The 26,844-nt window shown below is 62.2% G+C and carries 26 protein-coding genes; 16 read left to right on the top strand and 10 right to left on the bottom strand.

Annotated elements, in window-relative coordinates:
• Window positions 1-198: 198 nt before the first annotated feature.
• The 10 genes from ACFQND_RS10395 to ACFQND_RS10350 all read left to right on the top strand — a co-directional run bounded on the left by ACFQND_RS10395 (window position 199) and on the right by ACFQND_RS10350 (window position 10,454).
• Window positions 199-1,341: a cupin domain-containing protein gene (locus ACFQND_RS10395; protein ID WP_371437254.1), complete on the top strand. Its 1,143-nt coding sequence runs from the start codon at window positions 199-201 to the stop codon at window positions 1,339-1,341.
• A 9-nt stretch (window positions 1,342-1,350) separates the two neighbouring features.
• The gene (locus ACFQND_RS10390; protein ID WP_371437253.1) at window positions 1,351-2,484 is read left to right on the top strand and encodes an LVIVD repeat-containing protein; all 1,134 of its coding nucleotides are present in this window, start codon (window positions 1,351-1,353) and stop codon (window positions 2,482-2,484) included.
• Between the two features lie 25 nt (window positions 2,485-2,509).
• A complete protein-coding gene (locus ACFQND_RS10385; RefSeq protein WP_371437252.1) occupies window positions 2,510-2,896 on the top strand; it encodes a RidA family protein in 387 nt (128 codons plus the stop codon).
• A 33-nt stretch (window positions 2,897-2,929) separates the two neighbouring features.
• A complete protein-coding gene (locus tag ACFQND_RS10380) occupies window positions 2,930-3,523 on the top strand; it encodes a glutathione S-transferase family protein (RefSeq protein ID WP_371437251.1) in 594 nt (197 codons plus the stop codon).
• A gap of 59 nt (window positions 3,524-3,582) precedes the next feature.
• Window positions 3,583-4,407, top strand: a complete 825-nt coding sequence (locus ACFQND_RS10375; RefSeq protein WP_371437250.1) for an ABC transporter ATP-binding protein — start codon at window positions 3,583-3,585, stop codon at window positions 4,405-4,407.
• Window positions 4,404-5,222: an ABC transporter permease gene (locus tag ACFQND_RS10370; RefSeq protein WP_371437249.1), complete on the top strand. Its 819-nt coding sequence runs from the start codon at window positions 4,404-4,406 to the stop codon at window positions 5,220-5,222. Before ACFQND_RS10375 ends, ACFQND_RS10370 begins: the two co-directional genes overlap by 4 nt.
• 74 nt (window positions 5,223-5,296) lie before the next feature.
• Complete coding sequence (locus ACFQND_RS10365; RefSeq protein ID WP_371437248.1) at window positions 5,297-6,334, top strand: ABC transporter substrate-binding protein; 1,038 nt, start codon at window positions 5,297-5,299, stop codon at window positions 6,332-6,334.
• A gap of 34 nt (window positions 6,335-6,368) precedes the next feature.
• On the top strand, window positions 6,369-7,868 hold the full coding sequence (locus tag ACFQND_RS10360) for an aldehyde dehydrogenase family protein (protein ID WP_371437247.1): 1,500 nt from the start codon (window positions 6,369-6,371) through the stop codon (window positions 7,866-7,868).
• A gap of 8 nt (window positions 7,869-7,876) precedes the next feature.
• The gene (locus ACFQND_RS10355; protein WP_371437246.1) at window positions 7,877-9,508 is read left to right on the top strand and encodes a GMC family oxidoreductase; all 1,632 of its coding nucleotides are present in this window, start codon (window positions 7,877-7,879) and stop codon (window positions 9,506-9,508) included.
• A 10-nt stretch (window positions 9,509-9,518) separates the two neighbouring features.
• Window positions 9,519-10,454 (top strand): hypothetical protein, encoded by a 936-nt coding sequence (locus tag ACFQND_RS10350; protein ID WP_377413357.1) that lies wholly within the window; start codon window positions 9,519-9,521, stop codon window positions 10,452-10,454.
• A 164-nt stretch (window positions 10,455-10,618) separates the two neighbouring features.
• On the opposite strand, the gene ACFQND_RS10345 is transcribed toward ACFQND_RS10350, so the two are convergent.
• Together ACFQND_RS10345 and ACFQND_RS10340 are read right to left on the bottom strand one after the other, a co-directional pair.
• The gene (locus tag ACFQND_RS10345; RefSeq protein ID WP_371437244.1) at window positions 10,619-11,302 is read right to left on the bottom strand and encodes a FadR/GntR family transcriptional regulator; all 684 of its coding nucleotides are present in this window, start codon (window positions 11,300-11,302) and stop codon (window positions 10,619-10,621) included.
• An 87-nt stretch (window positions 11,303-11,389) separates the two neighbouring features.
• Window positions 11,390-11,866, bottom strand: a complete 477-nt coding sequence (locus tag ACFQND_RS10340) for an FKBP-type peptidyl-prolyl cis-trans isomerase (RefSeq protein ID WP_371437243.1) — start codon at window positions 11,864-11,866, stop codon at window positions 11,390-11,392.
• A gap of 172 nt (window positions 11,867-12,038) precedes the next feature.
• Between ACFQND_RS10340 and ACFQND_RS10335 the strand changes: the two genes are divergently transcribed.
• Complete coding sequence (locus ACFQND_RS10335; protein WP_371437242.1) at window positions 12,039-12,629, top strand: esterase; 591 nt, start codon at window positions 12,039-12,041, stop codon at window positions 12,627-12,629.
• A gap of 78 nt (window positions 12,630-12,707) precedes the next feature.
• Here the strand turns inward: ACFQND_RS10335 and ACFQND_RS10330 are convergent, their stop codons facing one another.
• From ACFQND_RS10330 to ACFQND_RS10320, 3 genes are read right to left on the bottom strand one after another with little or no spacing between them, the layout of a single operon-like run.
• Entirely contained in the window at window positions 12,708-13,436 is a 729-nt protein-coding gene (locus ACFQND_RS10330) for an SPOR domain-containing protein (RefSeq protein WP_371437241.1), read from the bottom strand.
• Window positions 13,430-14,347 carry a biotin--[acetyl-CoA-carboxylase] ligase gene (locus ACFQND_RS10325; protein ID WP_371437240.1) on the bottom strand — a complete coding sequence of 306 codons (918 nt, stop codon included), beginning with the start codon at window positions 14,345-14,347 and terminating at the stop codon, window positions 13,430-13,432. The genes ACFQND_RS10330 and ACFQND_RS10325 overlap by 7 nt, the downstream gene beginning before the upstream one ends.
• Window positions 14,348-14,381: 34 nt before the next feature.
• On the bottom strand, window positions 14,382-14,933 hold the full coding sequence (locus tag ACFQND_RS10320) for an SET domain-containing protein (RefSeq protein WP_371437386.1): 552 nt from the start codon (window positions 14,931-14,933) through the stop codon (window positions 14,382-14,384).
• A gap of 236 nt (window positions 14,934-15,169) precedes the next feature.
• Between ACFQND_RS10320 and ACFQND_RS10315 the strand changes: the two genes are divergently transcribed.
• A complete protein-coding gene (locus tag ACFQND_RS10315; RefSeq protein WP_371437239.1) occupies window positions 15,170-15,730 on the top strand; it encodes a TlpA disulfide reductase family protein in 561 nt (186 codons plus the stop codon).
• On the top strand, window positions 15,727-18,681 hold the full coding sequence (locus ACFQND_RS10310; protein ID WP_371437238.1) for a DNA topoisomerase III: 2,955 nt from the start codon (window positions 15,727-15,729) through the stop codon (window positions 18,679-18,681). The genes ACFQND_RS10315 and ACFQND_RS10310 overlap by 4 nt, the downstream gene beginning before the upstream one ends.
• A gap of 121 nt (window positions 18,682-18,802) precedes the next feature.
• Here the strand turns inward: ACFQND_RS10310 and ACFQND_RS10305 are convergent, their stop codons facing one another.
• From ACFQND_RS10305 to ACFQND_RS10290, 4 genes are all read right to left on the bottom strand, one after another.
• The gene (locus ACFQND_RS10305; protein WP_371437237.1) at window positions 18,803-19,600 is read right to left on the bottom strand and encodes a gamma-glutamyl-gamma-aminobutyrate hydrolase family protein; all 798 of its coding nucleotides are present in this window, start codon (window positions 19,598-19,600) and stop codon (window positions 18,803-18,805) included.
• A gap of 16 nt (window positions 19,601-19,616) precedes the next feature.
• Complete coding sequence (locus ACFQND_RS10300) at window positions 19,617-21,077, bottom strand: sensor histidine kinase (RefSeq protein WP_371437236.1); 1,461 nt, start codon at window positions 21,075-21,077, stop codon at window positions 19,617-19,619.
• A gap of 129 nt (window positions 21,078-21,206) precedes the next feature.
• Window positions 21,207-21,881 (bottom strand): response regulator, encoded by a 675-nt coding sequence (locus ACFQND_RS10295; protein ID WP_296926259.1) that lies wholly within the window; start codon window positions 21,879-21,881, stop codon window positions 21,207-21,209.
• 101 nt (window positions 21,882-21,982) lie between these two features.
• A complete protein-coding gene (locus tag ACFQND_RS10290) occupies window positions 21,983-22,480 on the bottom strand; it encodes a MarR family winged helix-turn-helix transcriptional regulator (protein ID WP_371437235.1) in 498 nt (165 codons plus the stop codon).
• 164 nt (window positions 22,481-22,644) lie between these two features.
• Between ACFQND_RS10290 and recA the strand changes: the two genes are divergently transcribed.
• Both recA and recX read left to right on the top strand, forming a co-directional pair.
• A complete protein-coding gene (gene recA, locus ACFQND_RS10285) occupies window positions 22,645-23,769 on the top strand; it encodes a recombinase RecA (RefSeq protein WP_371437234.1) in 1,125 nt (374 codons plus the stop codon).
• Window positions 23,770-23,869: 100 nt separating this feature from the next.
• A complete protein-coding gene (gene recX / locus ACFQND_RS10280; RefSeq protein WP_371437233.1) occupies window positions 23,870-24,343 on the top strand; it encodes a recombination regulator RecX in 474 nt (157 codons plus the stop codon).
• Window positions 24,344-24,471: 128 nt separating this feature from the next.
• Here the strand turns inward: recX and argC are convergent, their stop codons facing one another.
• Window positions 24,472-25,383: an N-acetyl-gamma-glutamyl-phosphate reductase gene (argC, locus tag ACFQND_RS10275; RefSeq protein WP_371437232.1), complete on the bottom strand. Its 912-nt coding sequence runs from the start codon at window positions 25,381-25,383 to the stop codon at window positions 24,472-24,474.
• Window positions 25,384-25,674: 291 nt separating this feature from the next.
• Between argC and sucC the strand changes: the two genes are divergently transcribed.
• Window positions 25,675-26,835, top strand: a complete 1,161-nt coding sequence (gene sucC, locus ACFQND_RS10270; RefSeq protein ID WP_377413349.1) for an ADP-forming succinate--CoA ligase subunit beta — start codon at window positions 25,675-25,677, stop codon at window positions 26,833-26,835.
• Window positions 26,836-26,844: the final 9 nt, after the last annotated feature.

Below are 26,844 nucleotides of genomic sequence, written 5' to 3'. Positions count from 1 at the left end.
TCCGGGCTTCCCTGAAGACACAATTGAGGCCTGGGCTGAATTATTTCCCCCAGCACTTTTTGCAGTTGGCCTGCTTTATGCATTGCATAAATAGACAACCAAATACAACCAAAATCACACAGTTGACATATTTGGTTGGTGATGGTTGAATTCGTTTGGTTGATTTACTTATCCCGATTTGATCTTTAAGGAGCACTGATGACAAGCACTGTTGCCGAGCCGGTTGCCCAGGCTGGCCGAGACGAAGAGCTCAAGGCCATGTATGAGCAGATTAATGCCAAGAACATGTTCCCGTTCTGGGCCAAGCGCTCGGATGTTGAGCACGATGAAATCAAGCAGCTCATGGAAGGCGTCAAGGCGGTGCCCTTTCACTGGAGCTTCAAGCGCGACCTCGAGCCGCTGATCCACCAGTCGGCCCGCCTGATCAACCACGCCGATTCCGACCGGCGCTCGCTGATCCTGGTCAACCCCGGCCTCAAGCCCAAGCGCGCCACGGTCACCACGCTGTATACCGCCTACCGGCTGAACGATCCCAATGAGGTGATGCCGCCGCACCGCCATACCGCCAGCGCCATCCGCCTGGGCCTGACCGGCCAGCAGAACTTCACCGGCGTGGAAGGTGAGGACATCGTGTTTGGCCATGGCGACATGGTGCTCACCCCGCGCGACACCTGGCATAACCACGGTAATGTCGGCTCGGAGCCGGCCATCAACCTGTCGGTACTGGACTACCCGCTGGTCGAAACGCTCAATGCGCTGCAGTTTGAGCACGACTACAAGGAAGACGGCAAGATCCAGAAGAAGCAGACCGCGCGTTTCACGCCGGACTACTCGGCCCGCATGTACGGAACCGGCGGCATGACGCCGCGTTTTGTGGACCACCGCCGCGGCGGCGGCGACTCGTCGCCCATGTACGTCTACCGCTACGAAGCCATGCGCGAGTACCTGGAGCGCAACCGCGAATGGGACGGCAACCCCTACGAAGGCCTGCTGGTCGAATACACCAACCCGATACGCGGCGGCGCGGTCTACAAGACCATGACCTTCTTCATGCAGATGCTGCGGCCCGGCGAGCGCACCTTGCCCCTGAAGCAGACGGCCAGCCTGCTGGTCTCGCCGCTCGAAGGCAACGGCCAGTGCATCGTGGACGGCAAGGCGTTTGACTTTGCGCCGTTTGACACGGTGGCCGTGCCCGGCAACCACTGGATGGAACTGGTTAACACCAGCGCCACGGAACCGGTGATCCTGTTTATTGCCAGCGATGAAAACGCACTGGATGCGTTCGGCCTGCTGCAACGTTTCGGCAAAACCGCTGGCGGCGAAGTCGTCCGGCTGGTCTGAGGGGATCACTTGGCCCGCGCATCGAACACACGCCTGCTCAGCCACATTGACTGCCCCGGCGGCGGTCAGGTCTGGGTAGACCGCAACATCATGTACGTCTCGCACATGCGTCCGCCGGAAGGCACGTCGATCTACGACGTGTCGGACCCGCTGCACCCGAAGTTCCTGTTTCGGATGGATGTGCCCATGGGCTGGCACTCGCACAAGGTGCGTGCGCAGGACGGCATCATGATCGTCAACTACGAGAAGTTTCGCGACGGCGCGCCGGACTTTGGCGGCGGCCTGGGCATCTTTGATGTTTCAAATCCAGGCGCTCCCAAGCTCATCAACAAATGGCGCGTGAGCAGCAACGGCGGCGGCGGTGTCCACCGCTTCAGCTTCGACGGCCGCTACGCCTATATCTCGCCTACCGCAGAGGGTTATGTCGGCAACATCATGAAGATCCTGGACCTGGCCAATCCGGCCAGGCCCGAGGAGGTCTCGAGCTGGTGGATTCCCGGCCAGCATGTGGCAGGCGGCGAGGAGTACCCATGGGACAACTTCGTGACGCCGCGTTGCCACCATCCGCTGCGCCTGGGCGACCGGCTGTATGTGTCGTATTGGCATCACGGGTTCTTTATCCTGGATATCTCCGACATGTCACGGCCAAAACTGGTGTCGTCCGTCAACAGCAGCCCGGCGCACCCGCACCCGACACACACGGCATTGCCGATCCCGTGGCTGCTGAAGGAGCGCAACATCCTGCTGGTGGCCGATGAAGACGTGGCCAAGCTGCGACCCAGCGCGCCGGCCTTCAGCTGGATTTACGACATCACCGATGAACGTCAGCCCATGCCCATCTCCACCTTCCAGGTCGAGGGCATTGACATCGACGGCCGGCCGCAGGAGCCGATGACGGGCTGCCACCAGCCCTCCGAAAAGTTCTTCAACAACATCGTGCCTTTTGCATGGTTTGCGCAGGGGCTGAGGCTGGTGGACATTTCCGATCCGTTCAAACCGAAAGAAGTCGGTTTTTACGAGCCCGATGTGCCGGCCGGTTACCAGCGCGTGTCGTCCAACGACGTGACCATGGACGAGCGCGGCATTGTCTACCTGCTCGACAGGCAGCAGGGCCTGGACATCATCGAGTGTTTCCCGAAATAAACCGGCAAGAGAAGGAGCGATACATATGAGCAACAACCAGGTACAGGTCTTCGGCAAGAAAAACCCGAACCTGCCGTTTCACCCGGCCGTGCGCGCAGGCGACTTTGTGTTCCTGTCGGGCCAGGTTGCCAAGGATGCAGACGGCAACATGATCAGCGGCACCATAGAAGCCGAGACGCACGCCACCATCAAGGCCTGCCAGCGCATTCTTGAGAGCGCCGGCTGCACGCTGGACGACGTTGTCAAGGCCACGATCTTCCTGGAAGACGCGCGCGACTTCGGCCGCTACAACGGCGTCTTCAAGGAGTATTTCCCCGAAGGGCGCCTGGCGCGCACCACGGTCGAGGCGCGCGCCGCCATCACGACGCGCATAGAGATCGAAATGACGGCCTACAAGCCGCTCGCCAAATAAGCATTCAAGACATTCACATCAAAAGGACATCACATGTACAAATTACTCGGCCGCGCCACCTCGGGCAATGTTCAGAAGGTCATCTTCCTGTTCAAGGAAATGGACGTTCCTTTCGAGCGTACCGACTACGGGCGCCAGTTTGAAAACACCACCACGCCCGAATACCTGGCGATGAACCCGACGCAGAAGGTGCCCACGCTGGTGGACGGCGACCTCTCCATCTGGGAGTCACACACCATCCTGCGTTACCTCGCGAGCAAGGAAAAATCGGCGCTGCTGCCGACTGACCTGGCGGCGCGCACACAGGTCGAGCGCTGGATGGACTGGCTGCTGGCCGCGTTGAACTCGGCTTACCTCGGCGGTTTCCGCGATGCGAAGAAACCCGAAGCCGAACGTGCACCCGACACCGTCAAGAACCTGGTGGCCGAGCTGGCCGTGCTTGAAAAACAGTTGGCTAAAAACGCCTGGGTGGCAGGCGCTGAATTCAGCCTGGCAGACGTCGCACTCGGCCCCATCGTCAAACGCTGTGTGGCCTTCCCCTTCGACATGCCGGCCACACCGCACATCAGCGCATGGCTGGCAAAGCTTGCCGGGCGTCCTGCATTCGTGGCCGCCACCGCGGCCTGACGCCCTGACCCGGCCAAGAAACCTTCGAAAAGACCATGCGAATGCTTCCTGAAACCACGATGCCCCCTACTTCCTCCGCGACCAAGGACAGCGCTGCAGCCCATATCTGGGCGAAGGGCGTGTCGGTTGACTTCAGCCACGCGGGGCAGACCAACCGGGTGCTGCACAACATTGACATGTCCATCCCGCGTGGTGGCTTTGTCTCGCTGATCGGGCCTTCGGGCTGCGGCAAAAGCACCTTGCTCAAGGTGCTGGCGGGCCTGCTCCAGCCAGCCGAGGGGGAGGTGCGTGTAGCGGGTGTGACGCCAGCAGAGGCCGCGCGGCAACGCCGCATCGGCCTGGTGTTTCAGGAAGCGACGCTGATGCCCTGGAAAAACGCACTGGACAACGTCAAGGTGCTGATGGAGATCGCCTACAAGGATCGCTCGAAGGAAGACATCACGCAGCGCGCCACGGAAATGCTGCGCCTGGTCGGCCTTGAAAAAGCCGCGCTCAAGCGCCCCTCGCAGCTCTCCGGCGGCATGCGCCAGCGTGTGTCCATAGCGCGTGCGCTGGCCATGGACCCGGAAGTGCTGATGATGGACGAGCCCTTCGGCGCGCTGGATGCGATCACGCGCGAAGAGATGAGCGAGTTTTTGCTGGAGATCTGGCAGCGCACCGGCAAGACCATCGTGTTTGTCACGCACTCGATTGACGAGGCGGTGTTCCTGTCGCGCGAGGTCCACGTCATGGGCACCGGTCCGGCCCGCATTGTCGAGACCATGCCCATCACCCTGCCCTACCCGCGGGTGGAAGAGAGTTATTCCCTGCCCGAATTCGCGGTCGCGTCCGGCCGGCTTCGCAGGCTTTTAAAAGACGGCCACGGATCGAAAGCAACATCATGAGCAGCGCAAGCAATACAGCCAACCCCGGCAACGCATCTGCATCCACGGCAGGCGGCCAGCTTCGCCAGGCCTTCGCCGGCATTTATCCCGCCATCGTCCTGTCCGTCGTTGTGCTGGTCATCTGGGAACTGGTTTCCCGCATTTTCAAGTTGCCGCAGTTCGTGCTGCCGTCGCCTTCCGCCATCGGCCAGATGCTGCTGACGCGCCAGGCATCGCTGTCGCAGGCGGCCTGGGTCACGGCAGAAGAAATCCTCTACGGTTTCCTGTTGTCCACCGTGGTCGGCATGCTGATCGCCGTGTGCATTGCTCGCTTCGAGCGCATGGGCAAGGCGGTCTATCCGTTGATGGTGCTGTTCCAGAACGTGCCCAAGATTGCACTCGCGCCGCTATTCATCCTGTGGTTTGGCTACGACCTCGCGCCCAAGATCTTGCTGATCGTGGTGATGGCGTTTTTCCCCGTCGCGCTGAACATGCTGGTGGGCCTGCAATCGGCCGACCCCAACCTGGTCACGCTGATGCGCACCGTGGGCGCCTCGCGCACCGAGATCCTCATGCGCGTGCAGATCCCGAACTCGCTGCCGTCCCTGATGTCGGGCATCAAGATCGCCATCACGCTCAGCGTCATTGGCGCCATCGTCGGCGAGTTTGCGGGCGCTTCGGCGGGACTGGGTTATCTGATCCAGTTCGCTTCCACGCAGATGGAAACCGCACTGGTATTTGCCGCGCTGATTGAAATCTCGCTGCTGGGCATGCTTTTTTATTACGCCATCGAGTTCATCGAGTGGAAGTACATCTCCTGGGCACCCAAGCTTTAGCACTGCCCCTGTGACACCGTGTTTTGTTCGTTTGTTGCCTGTGTTCCCCTGTCTATCCTGAAAGGATGAAAACCGTGAAAACTACTACCAAGCTTCTGCGTTGTCTGGCCAGTGTCGGTGCAGCGTTTGTCATGACCTCTGCTGCCGTGGCCCAAACGCCAGCGAAGATGGATGACGTCTCGGTCCAGCTGGACTGGGTGGTCCGTTCCGACCACGCCATGTTTTTTGTGGCAAAAGAAAAGGGTTTCTTCGCGCAAAACGGCATCAACGTGACCGCGGTTCGCAAGGGCACGGGTTCCACCGATGCGCTGCGCCTGGTCGGCAACGGCAATGCCGAATTCGGTTTTGCAGATCTGCCCACCCTGATGGTTGGCCGCGTGCAGTCGGTGCCCGTGGTCGCGCTGGCTGCCGTCAACCAGAAAAGCCCCATGGCCATGATTTCGGTGAAATCGCGCAAGCCCATCACCAAGCCCAGCGACCTGAAGGGCATGAATGTCGGTGTGCACTCTTCGGGCTCCACCTATATTTTCCTGAAGTCATTCCTTGCCGCCAACGGCATGAGCATGGCCGACATCAAACAGAGCACGGTAGCGCCACCGTATGAAAGCTTTCTGGTGCTCGGGCGTGTGGATGCTGTCCCGGGTTATATCAATGCCGAAGTCCCCGAGCTGGAAGAAAAAACCGGTGGCCCGGGCTCGCTGTCCATAGTGCAAGGCTCGGATTTTGGCTACCACGCCTACGGCTCGGGCATGTTCACCTCGGAGAAGATGATTGCAGAAAAGCCTGACCTGGTGGCGCGTTTCACCAAGGCCTACCTGCAGGCCTTCCAGTTTGTCGCGGAGAACCCCAAGGAAGCCGTGGACATCATCGTCAAGCTCAATCCCGAGTACGGCCCCAAGTCGGAGATCCTGTCCAAGCAGCTGCAGACCAACCTCACGCGCAGCTTCTTCAGCGACTCGACCAAGGCCCGCGGCCTGGGCGTGATCACGGCGCAGCAATGGAAAGAAACTGCAGAAACCCTGATCGCACAGGAAGTGTTGCCAAAGACCGCCAGCCTGACCGCCGGCTACGACATGCGCTTCCAGGAAGCGGCCAAACCAGCGCGCCGCTGAGCCGTCCTTCATTTACAGCCAAACATTCATCAGCATGACTATTGAAAGCAAAGCCCTGGGGCCACAGACGGCGGCAATACCGCAAAACGATGGCCTTTTTTATGCAGGCGGCTGGCACGCCCCGGTAGCCGGTGGGTACCTCGAGATCACCGAGCCGGGCAGCGGCAGGCGCCTGGGCCGCGCGCCGGTCGCCACTTCCGCAGATGCCGACCTGGCCGTGGCCGCTGCAAAAAAGGGCTTTGCAGTCTGGCGCGACACGCCGCCGCTGGAGCGGGCGCGTGTCCTGAAGGGCATTGCGGCGAAGTTGCGCCTGCATGCTGATGAACTGGCCTTGCTGGATGCGGCCGACTGCGGCAATCCGGTCAAGGAAATGGCGGCTGACGTCATGGTGGCCGCCGCATTGTTCGAATTTTTTGCGGGCCTGGTCACGGAACTCAAGGGCGCGTCGATTCCCATGGGGCCGAACGCCGTGAACTTCTCGGTGCGTGAGCCGCTGGGCGTGGTGGCGCGCATCGTGGCGTTTAACCACCCCTTCATGTTTGCCGCCGGCAAGATGGCCGCCCCCCTGGCGGCAGGCAATGCCATCATCATCAAGCCGCCCGAGCAGGCGCCGTTGTCGGCGCTGCGGCTGGCCGAAATCATTGGCGGCATGCTGCCGCCCGGCGTGCTGTCCATACTGCCGGGCGGGCGCGAAATAGGCACTGCACTGGTGGCGCACAAGGACGTGGCCATGATAGGCCTGGTCGGCAGCGTGCCCACCGGACGCGCCGTCATGAAGCTGGCGGCCGAAAGGCTCAAGCCGGTGCTGCTGGAGCTGGGCGGCAAGAACGCGCTGATTGCCTACCCGGATGTGGACCCGGGCGAAGTCGCCGCCGGCATTGTGGCGGGCATGAACTTCACCTGGTGCGGCCAGTCCTGCGGCTCCACCAGCCGTGCGTTTGTGCATGCCGATATTTACGATGAAGTTGTGGCGCTGGTGAAGCAGCAATGCGCGCAGTATGTGCCGGGTTTGCCTACCGATTACGCGACCTCCATGGGCGCCATCATCAGCCGCGAGCAGCACGAAAAGGTGCTGGGGTTTATTGCGTCGGCCAAAGCCGAAGGCGCCACGCTGGTGTGCGGCGGCAAGGTGCCTGATGCGCCTGAACTGGCCGGCGGCTTTTATGTGGAGCCCACGGTGTTTGCCGATGTGAAACAAAACATGCGCATCGCATCGGAAGAAATTTTCGGGCCAGTGCTGTCCATCCTCAAATGGAGCGATGAAGGCAGCATGATGGACGAGGTCAATGGTGTTGACTACGGCCTGACCTGCGCGATCTGGACCAATGATCTTGAAAAGGCGCACCGAAGCGCGCAACGCGTGCAGGCCGGTTTTGTCTGGATCAATGAAGTGGGCAAACATTTCCTGGGCGCGCCGTTTGGCGGCGTCAAGCAGTCCGGCATAGGGCGCGAGGAATGCCTGGCGGAGCTGCTGGCATTCACGTCTGAAAAGAATATCCACATCAGCCTGCGGCGTGTCGCGCGCAAATCCTGAGGCGCCCCATGCAAGAGACGTATGACTATGTGATCGTGGGCGCGGGTTCGGCGGGCTGCACCCTGGCCAACCGCCTGAGCGAAGACCCGAAGGTAAAAGTGCTGCTGCTTGAAGCCGGCGGCTGGGACCGCGACCCGTGGATCAAGATCCCGCTGGGCTGGGGCAAGATTTTGCAGAACCGCCTGCACGACTGGATGTATTACGCCGAGCCTGAAGCCAATGTTGACGGCCGCCGTGTGGAGTGCGCGCGCGGCAAGGTTGTGGGCGGCTCGTCGTCGACCAATGCCATGGCCTGGGTGCGCGGCAACCCGAACGACTTCAATCGCTGGGCCAGCCGCTACGGCCTGCCTGAATGGGACTACGCACATGTGCTGCCCTACTTCAAGCGCCAGGAAAGCTGGGAGGGCGGCGCGACGGAGCAGCGCGGCGGCGACGGCCCGGTGGGCGTGCAGCGCTGCAAATATGAAGACCCCTTGATCGAGGCTTATGGTGAAGCCGCAAAAGCGGCGGGCCACGCCTGGACCGAGGACTACAACACCGCCGAGCAGGACGGCTTCAGCCGACTGCAGATGAGCATACGCAAGGGCGCACGCTGCAGCACCTCCGTGGCCTACCTGCGGCCGGCCATGCACAGGCCCAACCTCACGGTGAAGGTCAAAATCCTGGCCTCGCGCGTGCTGCTCAATGCCGGCAAGGCCACTGGCATTGAATACATCGAGAACGGACAGACCAGGACTGTCCATGCCGCGCGCGAAGTGTTGCTGTGCGGCGGCGTCATCAACACACCGCAGCTGCTGATGCTGTCCGGCATTGGCGACCCGGACCAGCTCGCAGCGCAAGGCATCAAGACCCAGGTGGCGCTCAAGGGCGTGGGCGCCAACCTGCAGGACCATGTCTCCGTGGTGGTGATGTACCAGCGCAAGCAGCCCGGGCCTTTTCACCGCATGATGCGGCTGGACCGCATAGGCCCGGCCATCGTTCAGGCTTACCTGAGCGGCACCGGTTTTGCGTCGGATGTGCCCGGTGGTGTTGTTGGTTTCCTCAAGAGCCAGCCGGGCCTGGACACGCCCGATCTGCAGATGCTGCTGACGGCTGCGCCGCTGCCGGCCTGGCCGTATCTGTCGCCGTTCAAGAAAGCGTTTAACGACGGTTTTGCCTGCCGCACCGTGATGCTGCATCCGGAAAGCCGCGGCCGGGTCGAACTGGCTTCAAAGGACCCGGTGGCTGCGCCGAAAATTTTCCAGAACTTCCTGGGCTGCGATGCCGACTGGAAGGCCGTGCGTGCGGCCCTGCGCCAGATCCGCGAGATTGCGCGGCAGCCGGCGCTGGCGCCTTATATAGGCCGCGAAATCGCACCCGGCCCGTTGTGCGACACGGACGAAGCCCTGGATGCCTTTATCCGCAAGACGGCCATCACCGTGCATCACCCGGCGGGTACCTGCCGCATGGGTGCGGCTGACGATGCCATGAGTGTTGTGGATGGCGAGTTGCGTGTGCTGGGCGTGGAAGGGCTGCGTGTGGTGGATGCGTCCGTCATGCCGGACCTGACCTCGGGCAATATCAACGCGCCCGTCATCATGATTGCCGAGCGCGCGGCCGACCTGATTGCCGGGCGCCCCACGCTGGCACCGGCGTACTGACAAGGCCGCCATGCTTGCCCGGACCATGACCCGCAGTTTGAAACACAGCGTGCTGGTGACCCATCCCATGTCGGAGGGTGCCATGACCCGGCTGCAGACTTTTTTTGACGTGGAAACGCGCGTCGGGGAATACGTGCCCTCAGGCGACGAACTGGTGGACTGGCTGTACGGCAAGGCGGGTGTCATCGCCGACACGCGTTTTGTTTTTGATGCCAAGCTTGTGGGCCGCCTGCCCATGCTGAAAGCCATCTGCAACCTGGATGCGGAACATCACAACCTGGACCTGCAGGCACTGACCAGCGCCGGCATACGCGCTACCAGCACGCCGGCAGCGGGCTCAGGCCAGTTGTCGGTTGAAGCCAGTGCCGACAAGGCCTGGCAGCAGTTGCTCCCGCTGCTGCAGCGGGCCGTGCCTTCGGCTGGCACGGACGGCCGCTACAGCAGCAAGTGGTCGCGCAGGGTGCTGTTGCAGGAGCCGGCGCATACGCTGCAGGAATTGCGCATGGGCATCCTGGGGTCAGGTCCGCTGGCCAATGCGCTGGCTGCCCGCGCGCAAGCCGCGAAGGTGCAGTTGCTTGACCTGGGGCGCGATTATGGCGCCTTCTGGCGCACTGCCGATGTGCTGGTTTGTGCTGGGGGCGCAAATGCATCGCCGGGATGCATCACGGCCACCGGCATGGCGCTGATGAAACCCGCCGCCCGCATTTTGAATCTTGCCGGTCCGCGGGCGCTGGCTGCCGATGTCCTGCGCAATACGGCCCTGTTCGGGCGCATTGAAAACGGCGATGTGGGACCTGCCCATGAAACCACCGCGCCCGGCCAGTTGCTGCTGAACCAGACCCATGTGGCCGCCGAAGACCTGATTGCATCGCTGGGATTCGGGCGCAACAGCTGGCATCCGCCGCATTTGCTGAATCCGGACATCCTCTGCGATTCGTGTTGCTGATTCCGTTCCCGGATCATCCGTGCACTTTGTCGGCGGCGCTTGCCGTACGTTTGTACTGTCTGCGCTTCACCTTCGCGTTCACGAATGATCTGGAAATGGAGTGAAGATATGGCTCCCTGCTCGCTTACGGACTCTCCGTTCGCCCTGAGCCTGTCGAAGGGTTTCTAGTCGGCTGTAGTGCCGGACGGATTCAGCGAGATCCTGTCAAGAATCTGGCACTGCACCATGTGCAAATGGGCGCGCATGGCTTTTTCGGCACCGTCCGGGTCGCGTGCGGCAATCGCTGCCGCAATCAGGTGGTGTTCCGAGTCACGCTGGCGCAGGCGCGCGGCGGGCCGGGGTTTGACGTTCTGCACATGAATGCGTGAGTCGGCGCCTATCTGCCGCAGCAGCGAATACATGTCGGCCGCCAGGGTATTGCGTGTTGCCGCCGCAATCAGCCGGTGGAAGGTCAGGTCGGCCGACGAGCTTTCGGTTTCGGCCAGCGTGGTGGCGGCCTTTTCGATGCGGGCGATCTCCAGCGGCGTGGCGCGCAGGGCCGCCAGGCGCGCCAGGATGGGCTCCAGCGCCAGCCGCAGCTCTATGACCTCCAGCGGGTTGGTGTCGCGCGCCAGCGCCGCACCGCCGCGCGCCAGGGCAGCATGCCGGCGCGGCATGCTGCTGGCCAGCTCGCCCGATGCCCGTAATTTGATCAGGGCCTTGCGCAGCGTGTGCCGGTTGACGTTGAGCTGCTCGCCCAGCGTGCGCTCGGCGGGCAGTTTTTGCCCATCGGCAATCCGCTTGCGAAGTGCTTCAACCAGGGCGTCGAGATCGACTTCCCTGGCAGGTAAACGGACCACAGTATTCATGTGCTGAAGTATACGGCGCCGTTTGGTTGCGTGCTCTGGTAAGGCGCTTGGTTGAGCGCTTTGGTTGCGCCGCGGCGCTACGGACGCTCAGTGGTGGTGGCCGTGTTCGCCGTGCACATGCTGGTGTGCAATTTCCTCTTCGGAGGCCAGCCGCACGTCGGTAACCTTGAGGGTAAAACGCAGTTCCTTGCCGGCCAGCGGGTGGTTGCCGTCCAGCAACACCGTGTCGCCCTTGATCTTCATGACGTTGAAGACCTGCACGCGGCCGTCATCGCCGTGGCCCTCGAGCTGGCCGCCGACTTTTACGCCCGGCGGGAACTGCTTTTTCGGCAGGCTGCGCAGCAGGCTTTCGTCGCGCAGGCCAAAGGCGTCTTCGGGCTTTAGCTGCAGCACGACCTGGTAGCCGGGCTCTTTGCCCTCCAGTGCTTCTTCAATTTTTGGCAGGGTGTTGCCGTAGCCGCCGTGCAGGTAGACCATGGGCTCCTTGCTTTCCTCTATCGCTTTGCCATTGGCATCGGATACCTTGAACTGCAGGGTGACGGCGGTGTTTTTTTCGATTTTCATAAGCTGCTTTCCGGCGCCCGGGTGGCGCCCGCTGGGGTGGAATCTTAGCAACGAAGCCCGGTGGGCGGAAAACTTGCCAGTTTCCCGCTGCGAAGGCCGCCCGGGCTGGCAATAATCGGCAAAGCAGGTCCGCCTTTAAATTGCGGCAGAACCCCTTATCTGTTTATCCACCATGAAACCACTGGATACCGAAACCATAGAGCTGCTGTCCACGGCAGGCATACCGAAACAGCTGTTTGTGCTGCTGCACGACCAGGGCGGCACGGCGGCTGACATGCTGGCGCTGGGCAATGTGATTGGCGGCGCCTTTGCCGAGGCTGCCGTGCTGATTCCCGAAGGCCTGGCGCAGGTGGATGCGCTGGTCGCGTTTGTGCGTGCCCAGCAGCAGCGCTTTGAGATCCAGGGCTCGGCCGTCGCGCTGGTGGGCCTGGGCGCGGGTGCGGACCTGGCCCTGGCGCTGAGCGATGCGCACGACGGCCTGGTGGGCCGGGTGCTGGCGTTTGGCAGCGCATACGCGGCCGTCGCCGGGAGTTTTGAAAAGGCACCGGAGCTGACCACGCTGCACCTGCTGCACGGGCAGGACGACAAGGTGGCGCCTGTCACGCTGGCGCGCCGGGGCTTTGAGCGCCTGATGGCCCTGAACGCCGATGCCACGCTGGACGTGGCCGCATCACTGGGCCACGAGCTGCACCCCGCGCTCATGGACCAGGCTGTGGTGCGCCTGCAGACCTGTGTGCCCCTGCGTTACTGGCGTGAGCTCTGAGTTTTAAGCAAAAAGTGCCCCTGGTCGGGGCAGGGTGCGCGCAAACAGCTATAAAAAGAATAGCAAACGGAATGCCGCCTAGTGGCAGGTTTGCAGGGTTTTGCCGGCCAGTTGCGGTTTGAGCGCTTCCAGCTGGGGGCGCAGGCCGGCATCCACGGCGGGCAGGCGGAGCTTCTGGCCGCGTGATTCGGGCACGGCCTGTATCACTTTGGCCGTACGCACACCGCGTTTGGCGATGCGGGCCATTTCGGCATCGGCTTCAGGCTGCGACGTGAAGGTGCCCAGCGACAGGCCGGGTTCCAGCGCTGCGTTGTTCAGCGGCTCAAACGAGACGCGCAGCTGGCGCAACTCGCCCTTCTTTTTGGCCACGGCATCTGCGCCGCTGTATTTGCCCATGTAAACCATCCAGCGGGCGGGCTCGACGCTGTTTTCCAGCACCCAGCTGCCGGCCGGCAGGACGCTTTGCAGGCGGGCGCGCAGGACAACGGTTTGTTCCTCATTAAAAAGGCCGGCCTGCAGGCACTCTGCCGGCGTTGCACTGGATGCAGAGGCGTGCGCCGCGGAGGCTGGAGCAACGGTGCTGGAGGCGGCGGGTGCAGGCGCAGGGGCCGCCCCCATCGCGCCGCCGGCAGTACGCGCTTCAGGCGGTGCCAGGAGGCGCAGGGCCTCCGGATGTATCTGCTGCGCCAGGCGCTGCGGTTCGGTTTGCGAGGCGGGTGCAAAGCCGTAGTCGGCCAGCAAACCCCGGGTCCAGGCGAAATAGCCCGCGTTGGCAAGTACCAGCAGCAGGGCCAGCAGCCTCAGCACGCTTGCTGGCCTCCGGAAGGCGTGCCTGCGCTGCCATTGACCGGCCGCACGCTGACTTCGGAGCTGGTGATTTCTTTCATGCCAGCCGCAGTATGCACCAGCAGTGCACCGTTTTCGCCGGCGCCGTGCGCTGTTCCCCGGGTGCCGTCTGAAAGCTGCACGGCCCGGCCCGCAAGCACGTCGCGCCGGGCAAAACGCGCCTGGAAGGGCGCAAACCCGAACTGCTCAAAAGCCTGCACGGCCTGCACCAGCGGCGGCACGATGCGCAGCAGGGCCTGGGCGGCGTCCATGCCGGGAAACACCTCCTGCAGGCAGCCGGGGGGCATGGGGGCAACGGCCGGCGGGGCGGCGGTTTGCGCGGGGAGGGTCGGCAAGGTGACGGCGCGGATATTCAGGCCTATGCCAATCACCACATAACGGGTGCCTTCCAGGCTGGCCGTTTCGACCAGGATGCCGGCCAGTTTGCGCTCGCCCTGGGGACCGGAGAGCCATAAATCATTGGGCCATTTGAGGCCGACGCGGTTGCCCTGGTGGCTGTCGTTGCCGGGGTCCAGGCTTTCTGCCAGGCTGATGCCGACCACCAGTGACAGGCCGGACCAGTCGGCGGGCTGCAGGGGCAGGCCGAGGGAGAAGGTCAGGCTGTCGCCGCGCAGGCTTTGCCAGTTGCGGCCCAGGCGTCCGCGCCCTGCGGTTTGCTGTTCGGCCACCAGCAGCGTGGGCTCGGGCCGGGGGGCGATGCCGGGGCTGCCATCGCTACCGGAGGGGCTGCCGCGGAAGCGCCGCATCAGCTCCGTGTTGCTCGAGTCAACCTCGGGCAGTACTTCGACCGTAAAACCCGGCAGTGCGGGCGCCACGGCCTCCCAGATGGCCTCGGCGGGCCATCGCAGGGGGGTGATGAGGGGCGAGGTCACGGCAGCGTGTTAAACAAGGATTGGGCAGTCCGGCTCAGTCTTTCTTCTTTCCAGCTTTGTCCCCGGACTTCTTCTTGTCCTTTTTGCCGGACTTTTTATCGGCCTTCTTTTCAGCTTTCTCTTTTTCCTTCTTCTTGTCGCCCTTGCTGTCCTTGTCCTTGGGTGCCAGCAGGGTGCCGCGGCAGCTCTTTGCACCGCACCAGCAGGGGTATTCGGCTTTCAGCTTCTTGGTGTACTTGGCGTCGATGATGAGGCCGTAGTCGTAAAACAGCTCCTCGCCGGCCTTGATGTTGCGCAGTGCCTTGATAAAGACCCGGCCGTCGTTTTCATCGGCTTCGCAGTTGGGCTGGCAGCTGTGGTTGATCCAGCGCGAGGAGTTGCCGCCGTGCTTGGCGTCAATCACGTGGTTTTCGTCCATGTGGAAGTAAAACGTGTGGTTGGGGTCCTTGGGGTCGTGCGGGTGGCGGCGCAGGGCTTCCTTCCAACTGATGATCTCGCCCACATATTCAATCAGCGTCTCGCCTTCGGCAAGGTCGTTCAGCGCAAACACGCCCTTGCCGTGTACGCCGGATCGCCGGGTCTGGATGCGGCGGTTGTCGGTTGCAGCGTTTTTTGCAGGCGATTTTTGAGCGGGCCGTGAAAGTGGCGCGCTGGGCGCTGGGGGGGCGGAAGCCTGGTTTTTTAGCACGGCGGAATCTTCGTGAAATTTTTGGTATTGTTAATTCATGCATGTGCGCGCGTGTGCGTGCGCGCGTGCATGCGCGAGAAGCCGTATTGTAGTGATGCAATAAGTATGTAAACAAAAGGTCACCGGAGCCCATGATGCCGAACCGTCCAATGACGCGCCGAAATGCCATCCAGTCAACCGTGCAGTCCGCATTGGCGCTTGCCGTGCCTGCGGCGGCCCTGCCGGCGTGGGCGCGGGGCTCTGAAAGCCCCTTGCCAAGGATAGGCAGCGAGCTGCGATTGCCCGATGCCACGCTGCTGGACGGACGCCCCTGGCGGGCTGCCGACATGCAGGGAAAGACGCTTGTGGTGTACTGGTGGGCCAGCTGGTGCCCCTTTTGTGCCGTGCAGTCGCCCCATATAGAGGCCTTGTGGCGGGCGCAAAAGGCCAACGGGCTGGAGGTGCTGGCGCTGTCGATTGATAAACAGCCCGCCGCCGTTAACTATATGAAGGCCAAGGGCTACAGTTTTCCCGCCGGGATGCTGACACCGCAGGTGGCAAAGCTGTTGCCCAAGCCGGTGGGGCTGCCGGTGGTGGTGGTTTTGAAGGTCGGCGGCCGGGACGGCAGCTCAGGCCCGATTAAAGGCAAGGTTGTTTTTGCCGAAAGCGGGGAAATGTTCCCCGAAGATGTAGAAGGTTTGAAGAAGTACTTATGAAAACTCTGGTGATTGCAGAAAAACCCTCGGTCGCACAAGACATTGTGCGGGCGATTACGCCTACCGCGGGCAAGTTTGAAAAGCACGACGAGTACTTTGAGAGCGACGAATGGCTGGTCACCTCGGCCGTCGGCCACCTGGTGGAAATCCAGGCGCCGGAGGAGTTTGACGTCAAGCGCGGCAAGTGGAGCTTTGCCAACCTGCCGGTGATTCCGCCCTACTTTGACCTGAAGCCCATGGACAAGACCAAGACGCGGCTCAACGCCATCGTCAAGCTGGCCAAGCGCAAGGACGTGGGCGCCCTCGTCAACGCCTGCGATGCGGGCCGCGAGGGCGAGCTGATCTTCCGGCTGATTCAGCAGTACGCGGGCAGCAAGCTGCCTGTCAAGCGCCTGTGGCTGCAGTCCATGACGCCGGCGGCGATCCGCGAGGGTTTTGAAACCCTGCGCAGTGAAAAGCAGATGCAGGGCCTGGCCGATGCGGCACGCTCGCGCTCGGAGGCCGACTGGCTGGTCGGCATTAACGGCACGCGTGCCATGACGGCGTTCAACTCGCGCGATGGCGGCTTCTTTCTGACCACAGTGGGCCGGGTGCAGACGCCTACCCTGTCCATCGTGGTGGAGCGCGAGGAAAAAATCCGCAGCTTTGTCAGCCGCGACTACTGGGAGGTGCATGCGACTTTCCTGGCCGAGGCCGGCGAATACCCCGCCAAGTGGTTTGACCCGAAATGGAAAAAATCCGTCGCCAATGCGGACAATGCCGAGCCCGACGCCGAACTCAAGGCCGACCGCGTCTGGTCTGAAAAGGAAGCCCGCGCGATTGCCGATGCCGTGCGCGGCAAGACCGCCACGGTCACCGAAGAAAGCAAACCGACAACGCAGGCCGCAGGCCAGCTGTTTGACCTGACCTCCCTGCAGCGCGAGGCCAACGGCAAGTTCGGCTTCTCGGCCAAGACCACCTTGTCGATTGCGCAAAGCCTGTATGAACGCCACAAGGCGCTGACCTACCCGCGTACCGATTCGCGCGCGTTGCCCGAGGACTACCTGCCGGTCGTCAAAAAGACCTTTGAAATGCTGGAGGACAGCGGCATGCGGCACCTGGCGCCGCACGCGGCCACGGCGCTCAAGGGCAACTACATCAAGCCCAACAAGCGCATTTTTGATAATGCCAAAGTCAGCGATCACTTTGCCATCATCCCCACGCTGCAGGCGCCCAGCGGCCTGAGCGAGGCCGAGCAAAAACTGTACGACCTGGTGGTGCGCCGCTTCATGGCAGTGTTTTTCCCGAGCGCCGAATACCTGGTGACCACACGCATTTCTCAGGTGCTCGAGCACAGCTTCAAGACCGAGGGCAAGGTGCTGGTCAAGCCCGGCTGGCTGGCGATTTACGGCAAGGAAGCCGAAGACGAAAACACCGACGAAAAAGACAGCAAGACGCTGGTGCCGGTCAAACCCGGCGAGATGGTCCTGGCCGAAACAGTCGATGCAAAGGGCCTGAAAACCCGGCCACCCGCACGTTACAGCGAGGCCACCTTGCTGGGCGCCATGGAAGGCGCCGGCAAGACCATCGACGACGACGAGCTGCGCGAAGCCATGCAGGAAAAAGGACTCGGCACACCGGCTACCCGCGCCGCGACGATCGAGGGTTTGATCGCCGAAAAATACATGCTGCGCGAAGGCCGCGAGCTGATCCCCACGGCCAAGGCCTTCCAGCTCATGACCTTGCTGCGCGGGCTGGATGTGCAGGAGCTTTCAAAGGCCGAACTCACTGGCGAGTGGGAGTTCAAGCTCGCGCAGATGGAGCATGGCAAGCTCAGCCGCGAAACCTTCATGGCCGAGATTGCCGCCATGACGGAGCGCATGGTCGCCAAGGCCAAGGGCTATGACAAGGACACCATTCCCGGCGACTACGCCACCCTGAAAACACCCTGCCCCAATTGCGGTGGCGTGGTGAAGGAAAACTACCGCCGCTACACCTGCACCGGCAAAAGCGGTGACGATGGCTGCGGCTTCTCGTTTGGCAAGACCCCTGCGGGCCGCACCTTTGAAACGGCCGAGGTCGAGCAGTTCCTGCGCGACAAAAGGATAGGCCCGCTGGACGGCTTCCGCTCCAAGGCCGGCTGGCCCTTCACCGCCGAGATGGTCATCAAGTTCGACGAAGAGACAAAAAACTACAAGCTGGAGTTTGATTTCGGCGACGACAAGAACGGCGAGACCGGCGAGATCGTGGACTTCAGCGGCCAGCAGTCGCTGGGCGCCTGCCCCAAGTGCGGCGCCGGTGTTTTCGAGCACGGCAAGAACTACGTCTGCGAGAAATCGGTACCGACCAATGCCCAGCCCACGCCCAGCTGCGACTTCAAGACCGGCCAGGTCATCCTGCAGCAGCCGATCGAGCGTGAGCAGATGGTCAAGCTGCTGGAGACCGGCAAAACCGACCTGCTCGACAAGTTTGTTTCCATGCGCACGCGCCGGCCCTTCAAGGCCATGCTGGCCTGGGACAAGGAAGCCGACAAGGTGAATTTTGAATTCGCCCCGTCGAAGTTCCCGCCGCGCAAACCCGCTGCGGCCAAAACCGGCACGGTGAAAACACCTTTCGGCAAGACCGTGGCTGTAAAAGCCGCCGGCGCGCCTGTAGCCAAAAAAGTGGCTGCAAAAAAGGTTGCTGCAAAAAAAGCGCCCGCTGCCAAAACCGCCAAACCCAAAGTTGCACGTGTCGCCAAGCCGGGCTCAGGCCTCAAACCCAGCGATGCGCTCGCAGCGGTGATTGGCGCCGAACCGGTGGCGCGTACCCAGGTGATCAAAAAGCTCTGGGATTACATCAAGGCCGAGGGCCTGCAGGACGCGGCCAACAAGCGCGCCATCAACGCCGATGCCAAGCTGCTGCCGGTTTTCGGCAAGCCGCAGGTGACGATGTTTGAGCTGGCCGGGATTGTGGGCAAGCATCTGAGCTGATGCCTGTTGTCAGGCCAGCTATGTTTTTCATAGCTGGTTGCGCTTGATTTGCTTGGGCTGCAGGCCCTTTTGATGCCTGGAAGGCGCTGTTTTTCGGTTGCATGCGGCTTTATCGCGGGTATCAGCTGCCGTTATGGCTTTTCGCCCTGGCAACTGCCGACAGGAAGTCCTCCAGCACGGCCCCGTCGTCAATGGTGTCCGAGCCGGGTTGGTGAAACTCCGGGTGCCACTGCAGCGCGGCGATATAACTTTTGGAGCGGTCCTTGCGGCGTATCGCTTCCACAATCCCGTCGGTCACGCTGAAAGCCTCGGCTTCAAACTCGGGCGAGAGCTCCTTGATCGCCTGGTGGTGGATGCTGTTGACGCGCACCCTCTCCACGCCGGGGTACAGGCGGGAGAGGTGCGAGCCCTGCACGATGTCCACGCTGTGGAAGTTCAGGTCGTAAATTGCGGCGTCGCGGTGTATGAATGATTCGGGCACCTGCGTGTTGATGTCCTGGTACAGCGTGCCGCCGTAGGCCACATTGAGCAGCTGCAAACCGCGGCAGACGCCGAACATGGGTTTGCCGACGGCTTCAAAGGCGGCGACCAGCGCCTTGTCGTATTCGTCGCGCACGCGGTCGCCGGACCACTGCTCCTGCAGCGGCGTTTCGCCGTAACTGCCGGGCCAGACGTCGGCGCCGCCGTGCAGCACCAAGCCGTCCAGCCATTCGGCGTAATGCCTGTAGGTGACGTCACCGCGCTGCGTAGAGCCCGTGGGACAGGGCACCATGACGACCATGGCGCCCGAGGACATCAGCCAGTGGGCTATCGACTGCTCGACGTACTGAAGGGTTTTGCCGCTGAAGAATGAGCGTGTGGGGTCGGCGTGTGAAAAGCAGGCCGAAAGGCCGATCTTGAGGCGACTTGCGGTGACCATCGTGTATCTTTCACTTTCAGGCTTGACCTGTGCGGTCCATACCTGCAAAGCGTACCGCAATGCGCGTGCCAGGTCCATTCGGCGGCGTAGGTGGATGACCCGCAACAGTGGCGTCCTCGATGCTGATTGTGGCGTCGTGCTGGTTGGCGATTTCCAGCACGATGGCCAGGCCCAGGCCGGAGCCGTCCACATTGGTGCCGAGTGCGCGGTAAAAAGGCTGGAACACCAGCTCGCGCTCCGACTCCGGAATGCCCGGCCCCGAATCCTCGACCAGCAGCACCAGCACGCCGCTGAAACGGTCCGTCAGCAGCCGCAGGGTGACCTGGCCTTTTTCGGGCGTGTAGTTGATGGCGTTGTCCAGCAGGTTGCGCACCAGTTCCTTGAGCAGGGTCGGGTTGCCTTCGAGCTGGCCGGCCTGGTCGCCGGCGGCGGGGCCGTCGTAGCCGAGGTCAATTTTCTTTTCAAGCGCACGCGGAACCGAATCGGCCATGACTTCCGAGACGATGAGCACCATGTCAAGCTGTTGTTTGGCCAGGCTGCGGCCCGTGGTTTCGGCGCGCGCCAGCGCCAGCAGTTGGTTCACAGTGTGGGTCGCGCGAATGCTGGACTGGCCTATGTGCTTGAGCGATTTTTTCAGTTCATCGGCATCGGTTTCGCGCTGTGCCAGGTCGGCCTGCATGCGCAGGCCGGCCAGCGGCGTCTTGAGCTGGTGTGCGGCATCGGCCAGGAAACGTTTTTGCGTGTTCAGCGAGACCTTGAGCCGGCCCAGCAAATCGTTGATGGACGACACCAGCGGCGCGACCTCCTCGGGCACGGCGGTGTCATCCAGCGGGCTCATGTCGTCGGACTTGCGCGCGCGAATGCGTTTTTCCAGCTGCGCCAGCGGCTTGATGCCGCGCACCAGCGCCAGCCACACCAGCAGCACGGCCAGCGGCAGGGTGACGAACTGCGGCACCATGGTGCCCTTGACGATTTCCGTGGCCAGGGTCTTGCGTTTTTCCAGAGTTTCGGCGACCTGCACCAATACCGACCCGCCATTCTTGACCTCGACCTTGATCCAGGTATAGGCCACGCGGACGTCCTCGCCCTGAATGACATCTTCGCGCAGCCGCACTTCGCCGTCGGTGGCCTTGTCCTCGTCAGGCGGCGGCGGCAAGTCGTGTTCGCCGCTGAGGTATTCGCCGCGCGTGCCCAGCACCTGGTAGTACACCAGGTCGGTGTCGTCGGCCCGCAGGATTTCGCGCGCCGGCCCGGTCAGGTTGAACTGCACCTGGTTGTTCTTGACGACCACCAGCTTGGCCAGCGCCTGTACGTTGTATTCAAGCGCGCGGTCAAAAGGCTTGCCGGCAATGTTTTGCGCCACCAGCCAAGTCAGCGCCAGGCTGATGGGCCACAGCAGCAGCAGTGGCGTGAGCATCCAGTCGAGGATTTCGCCGAACAGGCTTCGGCGCTCACGCTGAAAGAGTCTCAGCGCCATGCTCGACGCAGGCAGATGCGTCCCATCCCATGCCAGTCCGAGACGCGGAACCGGCTTCGCCGGGCCGCAGGCGCAGCGGCCCCCCCGGGGGGCAGCGCATTACACGCGGTGAAAAGCGTGGGGGCCATATCAGCCAGGGATCTTCTCCAGGCAGTAACCGAGGCCGCGCACAGTCGCAATCCGCACCGGCCCTTTTTCAATCTTCTTGCGCAGGCGATGGATGTAGACCTCGATCGCGTTGTTGCTGACTTCCTCGCCCCATTCGCACAGGCGCTCCACCAGCTGGTCCTTGCTCACGAGGCGGCCGGCGCGTTGCAGCAGCACTTCCAGCAGGCCGAGTTCGCGCGCCGACAACTCCACCATCTGGCCGTCTATGGTCGCCACGCGTCCGGCCTGGTCGTACACCAGCGGGCCGTGTTTGATGGTGCTGCTGGCGCCACCCATGCCGCGGCGGATCAGCGCGCGCACACGGGCTTCAAGCTCCTGCAATGAAAACGGCTTGGCCATGTAGTCGTCGGCGCCATAGTCCAGTCCCTTGACGCGCTCTTCAACGCTGTCGGCTGCTGTCAGGATCAGCACCGGCAGCGCCGAGCCGCGGGCGCGCAAACGCTTGAGCACTTCCAGGCCATGCATGCGCGGCAGGCCGAGGTCCAGGATCAGCAGGTCAAATTCGGTATTGGTGAGCAAGGCCGCATCGGCTTCGGTGCCGCTGGCTACATGGTCCGCAGCCGCGCCCGAAGCGCGCAGTGTGCGCAGCAGGCCATCGGCAAGAACCTGGTCGTCTTCAGCAATCAAAATACGCATGGCTGTCTCCAGATGCCGGTTCCGCGCGGTGGCTGCGCGGTCAGCGGTTTTTACTTGTACTGCAAATTTTAGGCTTTTGCACCCTGCGGTTTGCTGACAGATCAAGCGCCCGCGTAGGCCTCCAGCCCCAGCGCCACTACGGTGGCCACATCCTGGCCCACGGCCTGCCGGAATTCATCCTCGGCCTGGGCCACCGCGTGCCTGAAGGCTTCCAGCCAGAGCAGGCCCGATGCGGTGAACACCACCTGCCTGGCCCGCTTGTCATGCGGGTCGGCCTCGCGCGTGACCAGGCCCCAGGCCTCGCACTGGCTCACCAGGTCGCCCATGGCCTGTTTGCTCATGCCGGCGCTGTCTGCCAGTTCGGTCAGGCGCGAGCCGCCGACAGCGAGGTGGCGTGTGATGTGGATGTGCGCGGCGCCGACCTGGTCGCGCGCTGCAAGGTTGGACAGTGCCAGCGGGACGTTGACATTGCTGGCCATGAGCGTGAGCACACGTTCGTCAAAACGGCGCAAGGCATGGCCGAGCAGGCGGCCCAGGTGCGTGATGCGCCAGCTTTGATCACTGCCCTGATCGCTGCCTTGGACTTCTGTTTTTTCCATCAGATCATGCTAACTCAATTGGTCAGGCAAACTGACTAAAAACAGGGTTTACTTATTTCAATGGCGCCAATAAAGTACTGGTCATGCATCCAGCGCTGTAATTAAAAGCAGAGACTGGAATTGATGCCAAAGTTTTCAACACATTGATTTTCAAGGAGATTTTCATGGACCTGCCGAACAAAGCCGCTGTCGCCCCATCCGCCGCCCTGAACACCGAAAAAGCCAAGGCCCTGCAGGCCGCGCTGGCCCAGATCGAAAAGCAGTTCGGTAAAGGCACCATCATGAAGCTGGGCGCCGGCGAGGTGATCGAGGACATCCAGGTGGTCTCCACCGGTTCGCTGGGGCTGGACATTGCCCTGGGCGTCGGCGGCCTGCCACGAGGCCGTGTGGTTGAAATCTACGGCCCGGAATCGTCCGGCAAAACCACGCTGACCCTGCAGGTGATTGCCGAAATGCAAAAACTGGGCGGCACCTGCGCTTTCGTTGATGCCGAGCACGCACTGGACATCCAGTACGCGCAAAAACTGGGCGTGAACCTGCAGGACTTGCTGATCTCCCAGCCAGATACCGGCGAGCAGGCGCTCGAGATTGTTGATTCCCTGACCCGCTCCGGCGCGGTTGACCTGATCGTGATTGACTCGGTGGCGGCGCTCACGCCCAAGGCCGAACTCGAAGGCGAAATGGGCGACTCCCTGCCCGGCCTGCAGGCCCGTTTGATGAGCCAGGCGTTGCGCAAGCTCACCGCCACCATCAAGAAGGCCAACTGCATGGTCATCTTCATCAACCAGATCCGCATGAAGATAGGCGTGATGTTCGGCTCGCCCGAAACCACCACCGGCGGCAATGCGCTGAAGTTCTACGCCTCCGTACGCCTGGACATCCGCCGCATCGGCTCCATCAAGAAGGGTGAAGAGGTGATCGGCAACGAAACCCGCGTCAAGGTGGTCAAGAACAAGGTGGCCTCGCCCTTCAAGACGGCGGAGTTCGACATCCTCTACGGTGAAGGCATCAGCCGGCTGGGCGAGGTGCTGGACCTTGGTGTGGCTGGCCACATCGTCGAGAAAGCCGGTGCCTGGTATGCCTTCAACGGCGAAAAAATCGGCCAGGGCCGCGACAACTCGCGTGAGTTCCTGAAAGAAAACCCCGAACTCGCCATCGAGATCGAGAACAAGGTGCGTGAATCGCTGGGTATCCCGCTGGTGCAGCCGTCGCAGGTGAGTGCTTCGGAGGAGGCCGGAAAGGCTGACAAGCCTGGCAAAGCAGAAAAAGCGCCAAAAGTAGCCGCCTGAGGCCGCTTTTACATGCCAAACAAGGCTCTGGCCAAGGCAGAATGTGCGCGGCAAGCTATTAAAAAGGTAGCAAAAAGTGCGTCCTGATGAGCATGCCCGCATGAACGTGACTGCGCCGGCGGCCAGGACTGGCTTTGCGCTTTCGCTCAAGGGCAGGGCCCTGCGTTACCTCGCGGCCCGCGAACATTCGCGGGCCGAGCTGGAGCGCAAATTGGCCCCGCATGAGGAAACGCCCGGCCAGCTGGCCCAGGTGCTGGACGAGTTGCAGGCCAAGGACTTCATCAGCGAAGCCCGCGTGGTGGAGTCGGTCATCAACCGCAAGGCAGCGCGCTTTGGCGCCTCCCGCGTGCGGCATGAGCTGCTCGGCAAGGGGCTGGGGGCTGAATTGGTGGCAAACGCGATGGACGGCCTCAAAGCGACCGAGCTGGAGCGCGCACGCGAAGTCTGGCGCCGCAAATTTGGCGAGCCGGCAGCAGACGCTGCCGCACGGGCAAAGCAGATGCGCTTCCTGGCGGCGCGTGGTTTTGGCGGTGAAGTGATCCGGCGTGTGGTATCGCAGTCGGAAGATGATTAAGTGACCAAGGGGCTGGAGGCAAGCGAGTCGCCCGCAGCCTCGCTTGCCCCTGAATTTCTAGTGAAATAGGCGACTGGCCAGCGTAAACAGCCCGCAAGCAGCTATCAATTTAATAGCGATTGACCGGGTTACAGCCCAAGCATCAGCTTCAGGTTCTGCACCGCCGCGCCGGAAGCACCCTTGCCTAGGTTGTCCAGCCTTGCAATCAGCACGGCATGGCGGTAGGTCTCATTGCCGAAGACACGCAGTTCCATCTTGTTGGTGTCGTTCAGCGCCAGCGCGTCCAGCTTGCCGGATTCGGTTGCGGCTTCCACCGTCACCCATTCGCTGCCCGCGTAATGCCGCGCCAGCGCGTCTTTCAGTTGTGCTGCGGTCGGTTTGCCTGGCAGCAGGTCCAGGTGCAGCGGTAATTGCACCAGCATGCCCTGCTCAAAGTTGCCGACGGACGGGATAAACACCGGGCGGCGGCTCAGGCCGGTGTATTTCATGATTTCCGGCAGGTGTTTGTGCTCCAGTCCCAGGCCGTAAAGTTCAAACAGCGGCGCGGTGCCGGCCTTGTAGGCCTCAATCATTTGCCGCCCGCCGCCGGAGTAACCGCTCACAGCCGGAAGGCTCAGCGGGAAATCGGCAGGGATGAAGCCGGCATCCACCAGCGGCCGGATCAGCGCAATCGCGCCGGTGGCGTAGCAGCCCGGGTTGCCCACGCGGTCGGCCGCGACCACGGCGGCACGCTGGGTTGAGGTGAGCTCGGGAAAGCCATAAACCCAGCCCGGCGTGGTGCGATGAGCTGTGGATGCATCGATGATTTTTGGTTTTTTGCCCGGCAGGGCGTCGATCATGGCGACCGATTCGCGTGCCGCGTCGTCGTGCAGGCACAGGATGACCAGGTCCACCCCGGCCATCAGTTCGCGCTTGGCAGCCGCATCCTTGCGCAGCTCGGGCGCAATGCTGACCAGTTCGATCTGCGGCATGGCCTGCAGCCGTTCCCGTATCTGCAGGCCCGTGGTGCCGGCTTCTCCATCAATAAAAATCTTGGGCATAAAACTCTCGGGTGAACTTGGACTAATTTTTTGACGCGAATCAGGTATCAGGTGCTAATTAGATGGCAAAGAGCCGCCGGATGCAGCGGGCGAGGCCCTTTTCCCCTACGTAAGACCAGCAAAAGGATTGTGCGTCGCACCATGATACAGTTCTGCGTTGCTACATCCAACGGCCGCTAACATGGCGTTTTGAGTCGGCATGGCCTGTTTTCACTTCTGTTAAACAGCACCACGGCCCCCGCGTAAACCTCTGTTGCACCCCCCTTTTTTACTGAATTCTGAAGGTTTTCCATGAAAATTCACGAGTACCAAGGCAAGGAAATCTTGCGCAATTTTGGTGTGCCTGTGCCGCGCGGCATTCCTGCGTTCACGGTGCAGGAAGCGGTGGAAGCCGCACAAAAACTCGGCGGCCCGGTGTGGGTGGTCAAGGCCCAGATCCATGCGGGTGGCCGCGGCAAGGGCGGCGGCGTGAAGGTTGCAAAGACCATTGAAGACGTCAAGCGCATTGCCGGCGAAATCCTGGGCATGCAGCTCAAGACCCACCAGACCGGCCCTGAAGGCCAGAAGGTTCGCCGCCTCTACATCGAAGATGGCGCCGATATCCAGAAGGAATACTACGTTTCCCTCGTCACTGACCGTGCCTCCCAGAAAGTGGCCTTCATCGCATCCAGCGAAGGCGGCATGGACATCGAGGAAGTGGCGCACGCCACGCCCGAGAAGATCATCACCGAGTACATCGATCCGCTGACCGGCCTGAGCGCAGAGCAAGCCACCAGGATCGCCAACGGCATCGGCCTGCCCGCCGAGTCCACCGCCCAGGCTGTGGACATTTTCCAGAAGCTCTACAAGTGCTACATGGACACCGACGCGTCGCTGGTGGAGATCAACCCGCTGAACCGCGACAGCAAGAACAAGCTGATGGCCCTGGACGCCAAGTTCAACTTTGACGCCAACGCGCTGTTCCGCCACCCTGAAGTCGTGGCTTACCGCGACCTCGATGAAGAAGACCCGGCCGAAGTCGAAGCCAGCAAGTTTGACCTGGCCTACATCAGCCTGGACGGCAACATCGGCTGCCTGGTCAACGGTGCCGGCCTGGCCATGGCGACCATGGACACCATCAAGCTGTTCGGCGGCGAGCCGGCCAACTTCCTGGACGTGGGCGGCGGTGCTACCGCAGAAAAGGTCACCGAAGCCTTCAAGATCATGCTGAAGAACCCCGATGTCAAAGGCATCCTGGTCAACATCTTCGGCGGCATCATGAAGTGCGACACGATTGCCGACGGCGTCATCACCGCCTGCAAGGCCGTCAATCTGTCGGTGCCGCTGGTCGTGCGCATGAAGGGCACCAATGAAGACCTGGGCAAGAAGATGCTGGCCGACTCCGGCCTGCCCATCATTGCAGCAGACACCATGGCTGAAGCCGCGACAAGAATCGTCGCCGCCGTCAAGTAAGCCCGCGTA

The organism is Polaromonas aquatica (assembly GCF_042659145.1).
Lineage (GTDB): Bacteria > Pseudomonadota > Gammaproteobacteria > Burkholderiales > Burkholderiaceae_C > Polaromonas > Polaromonas aquatica.
This window is presented reverse-complemented; position numbering and strand designations above follow the sequence as displayed.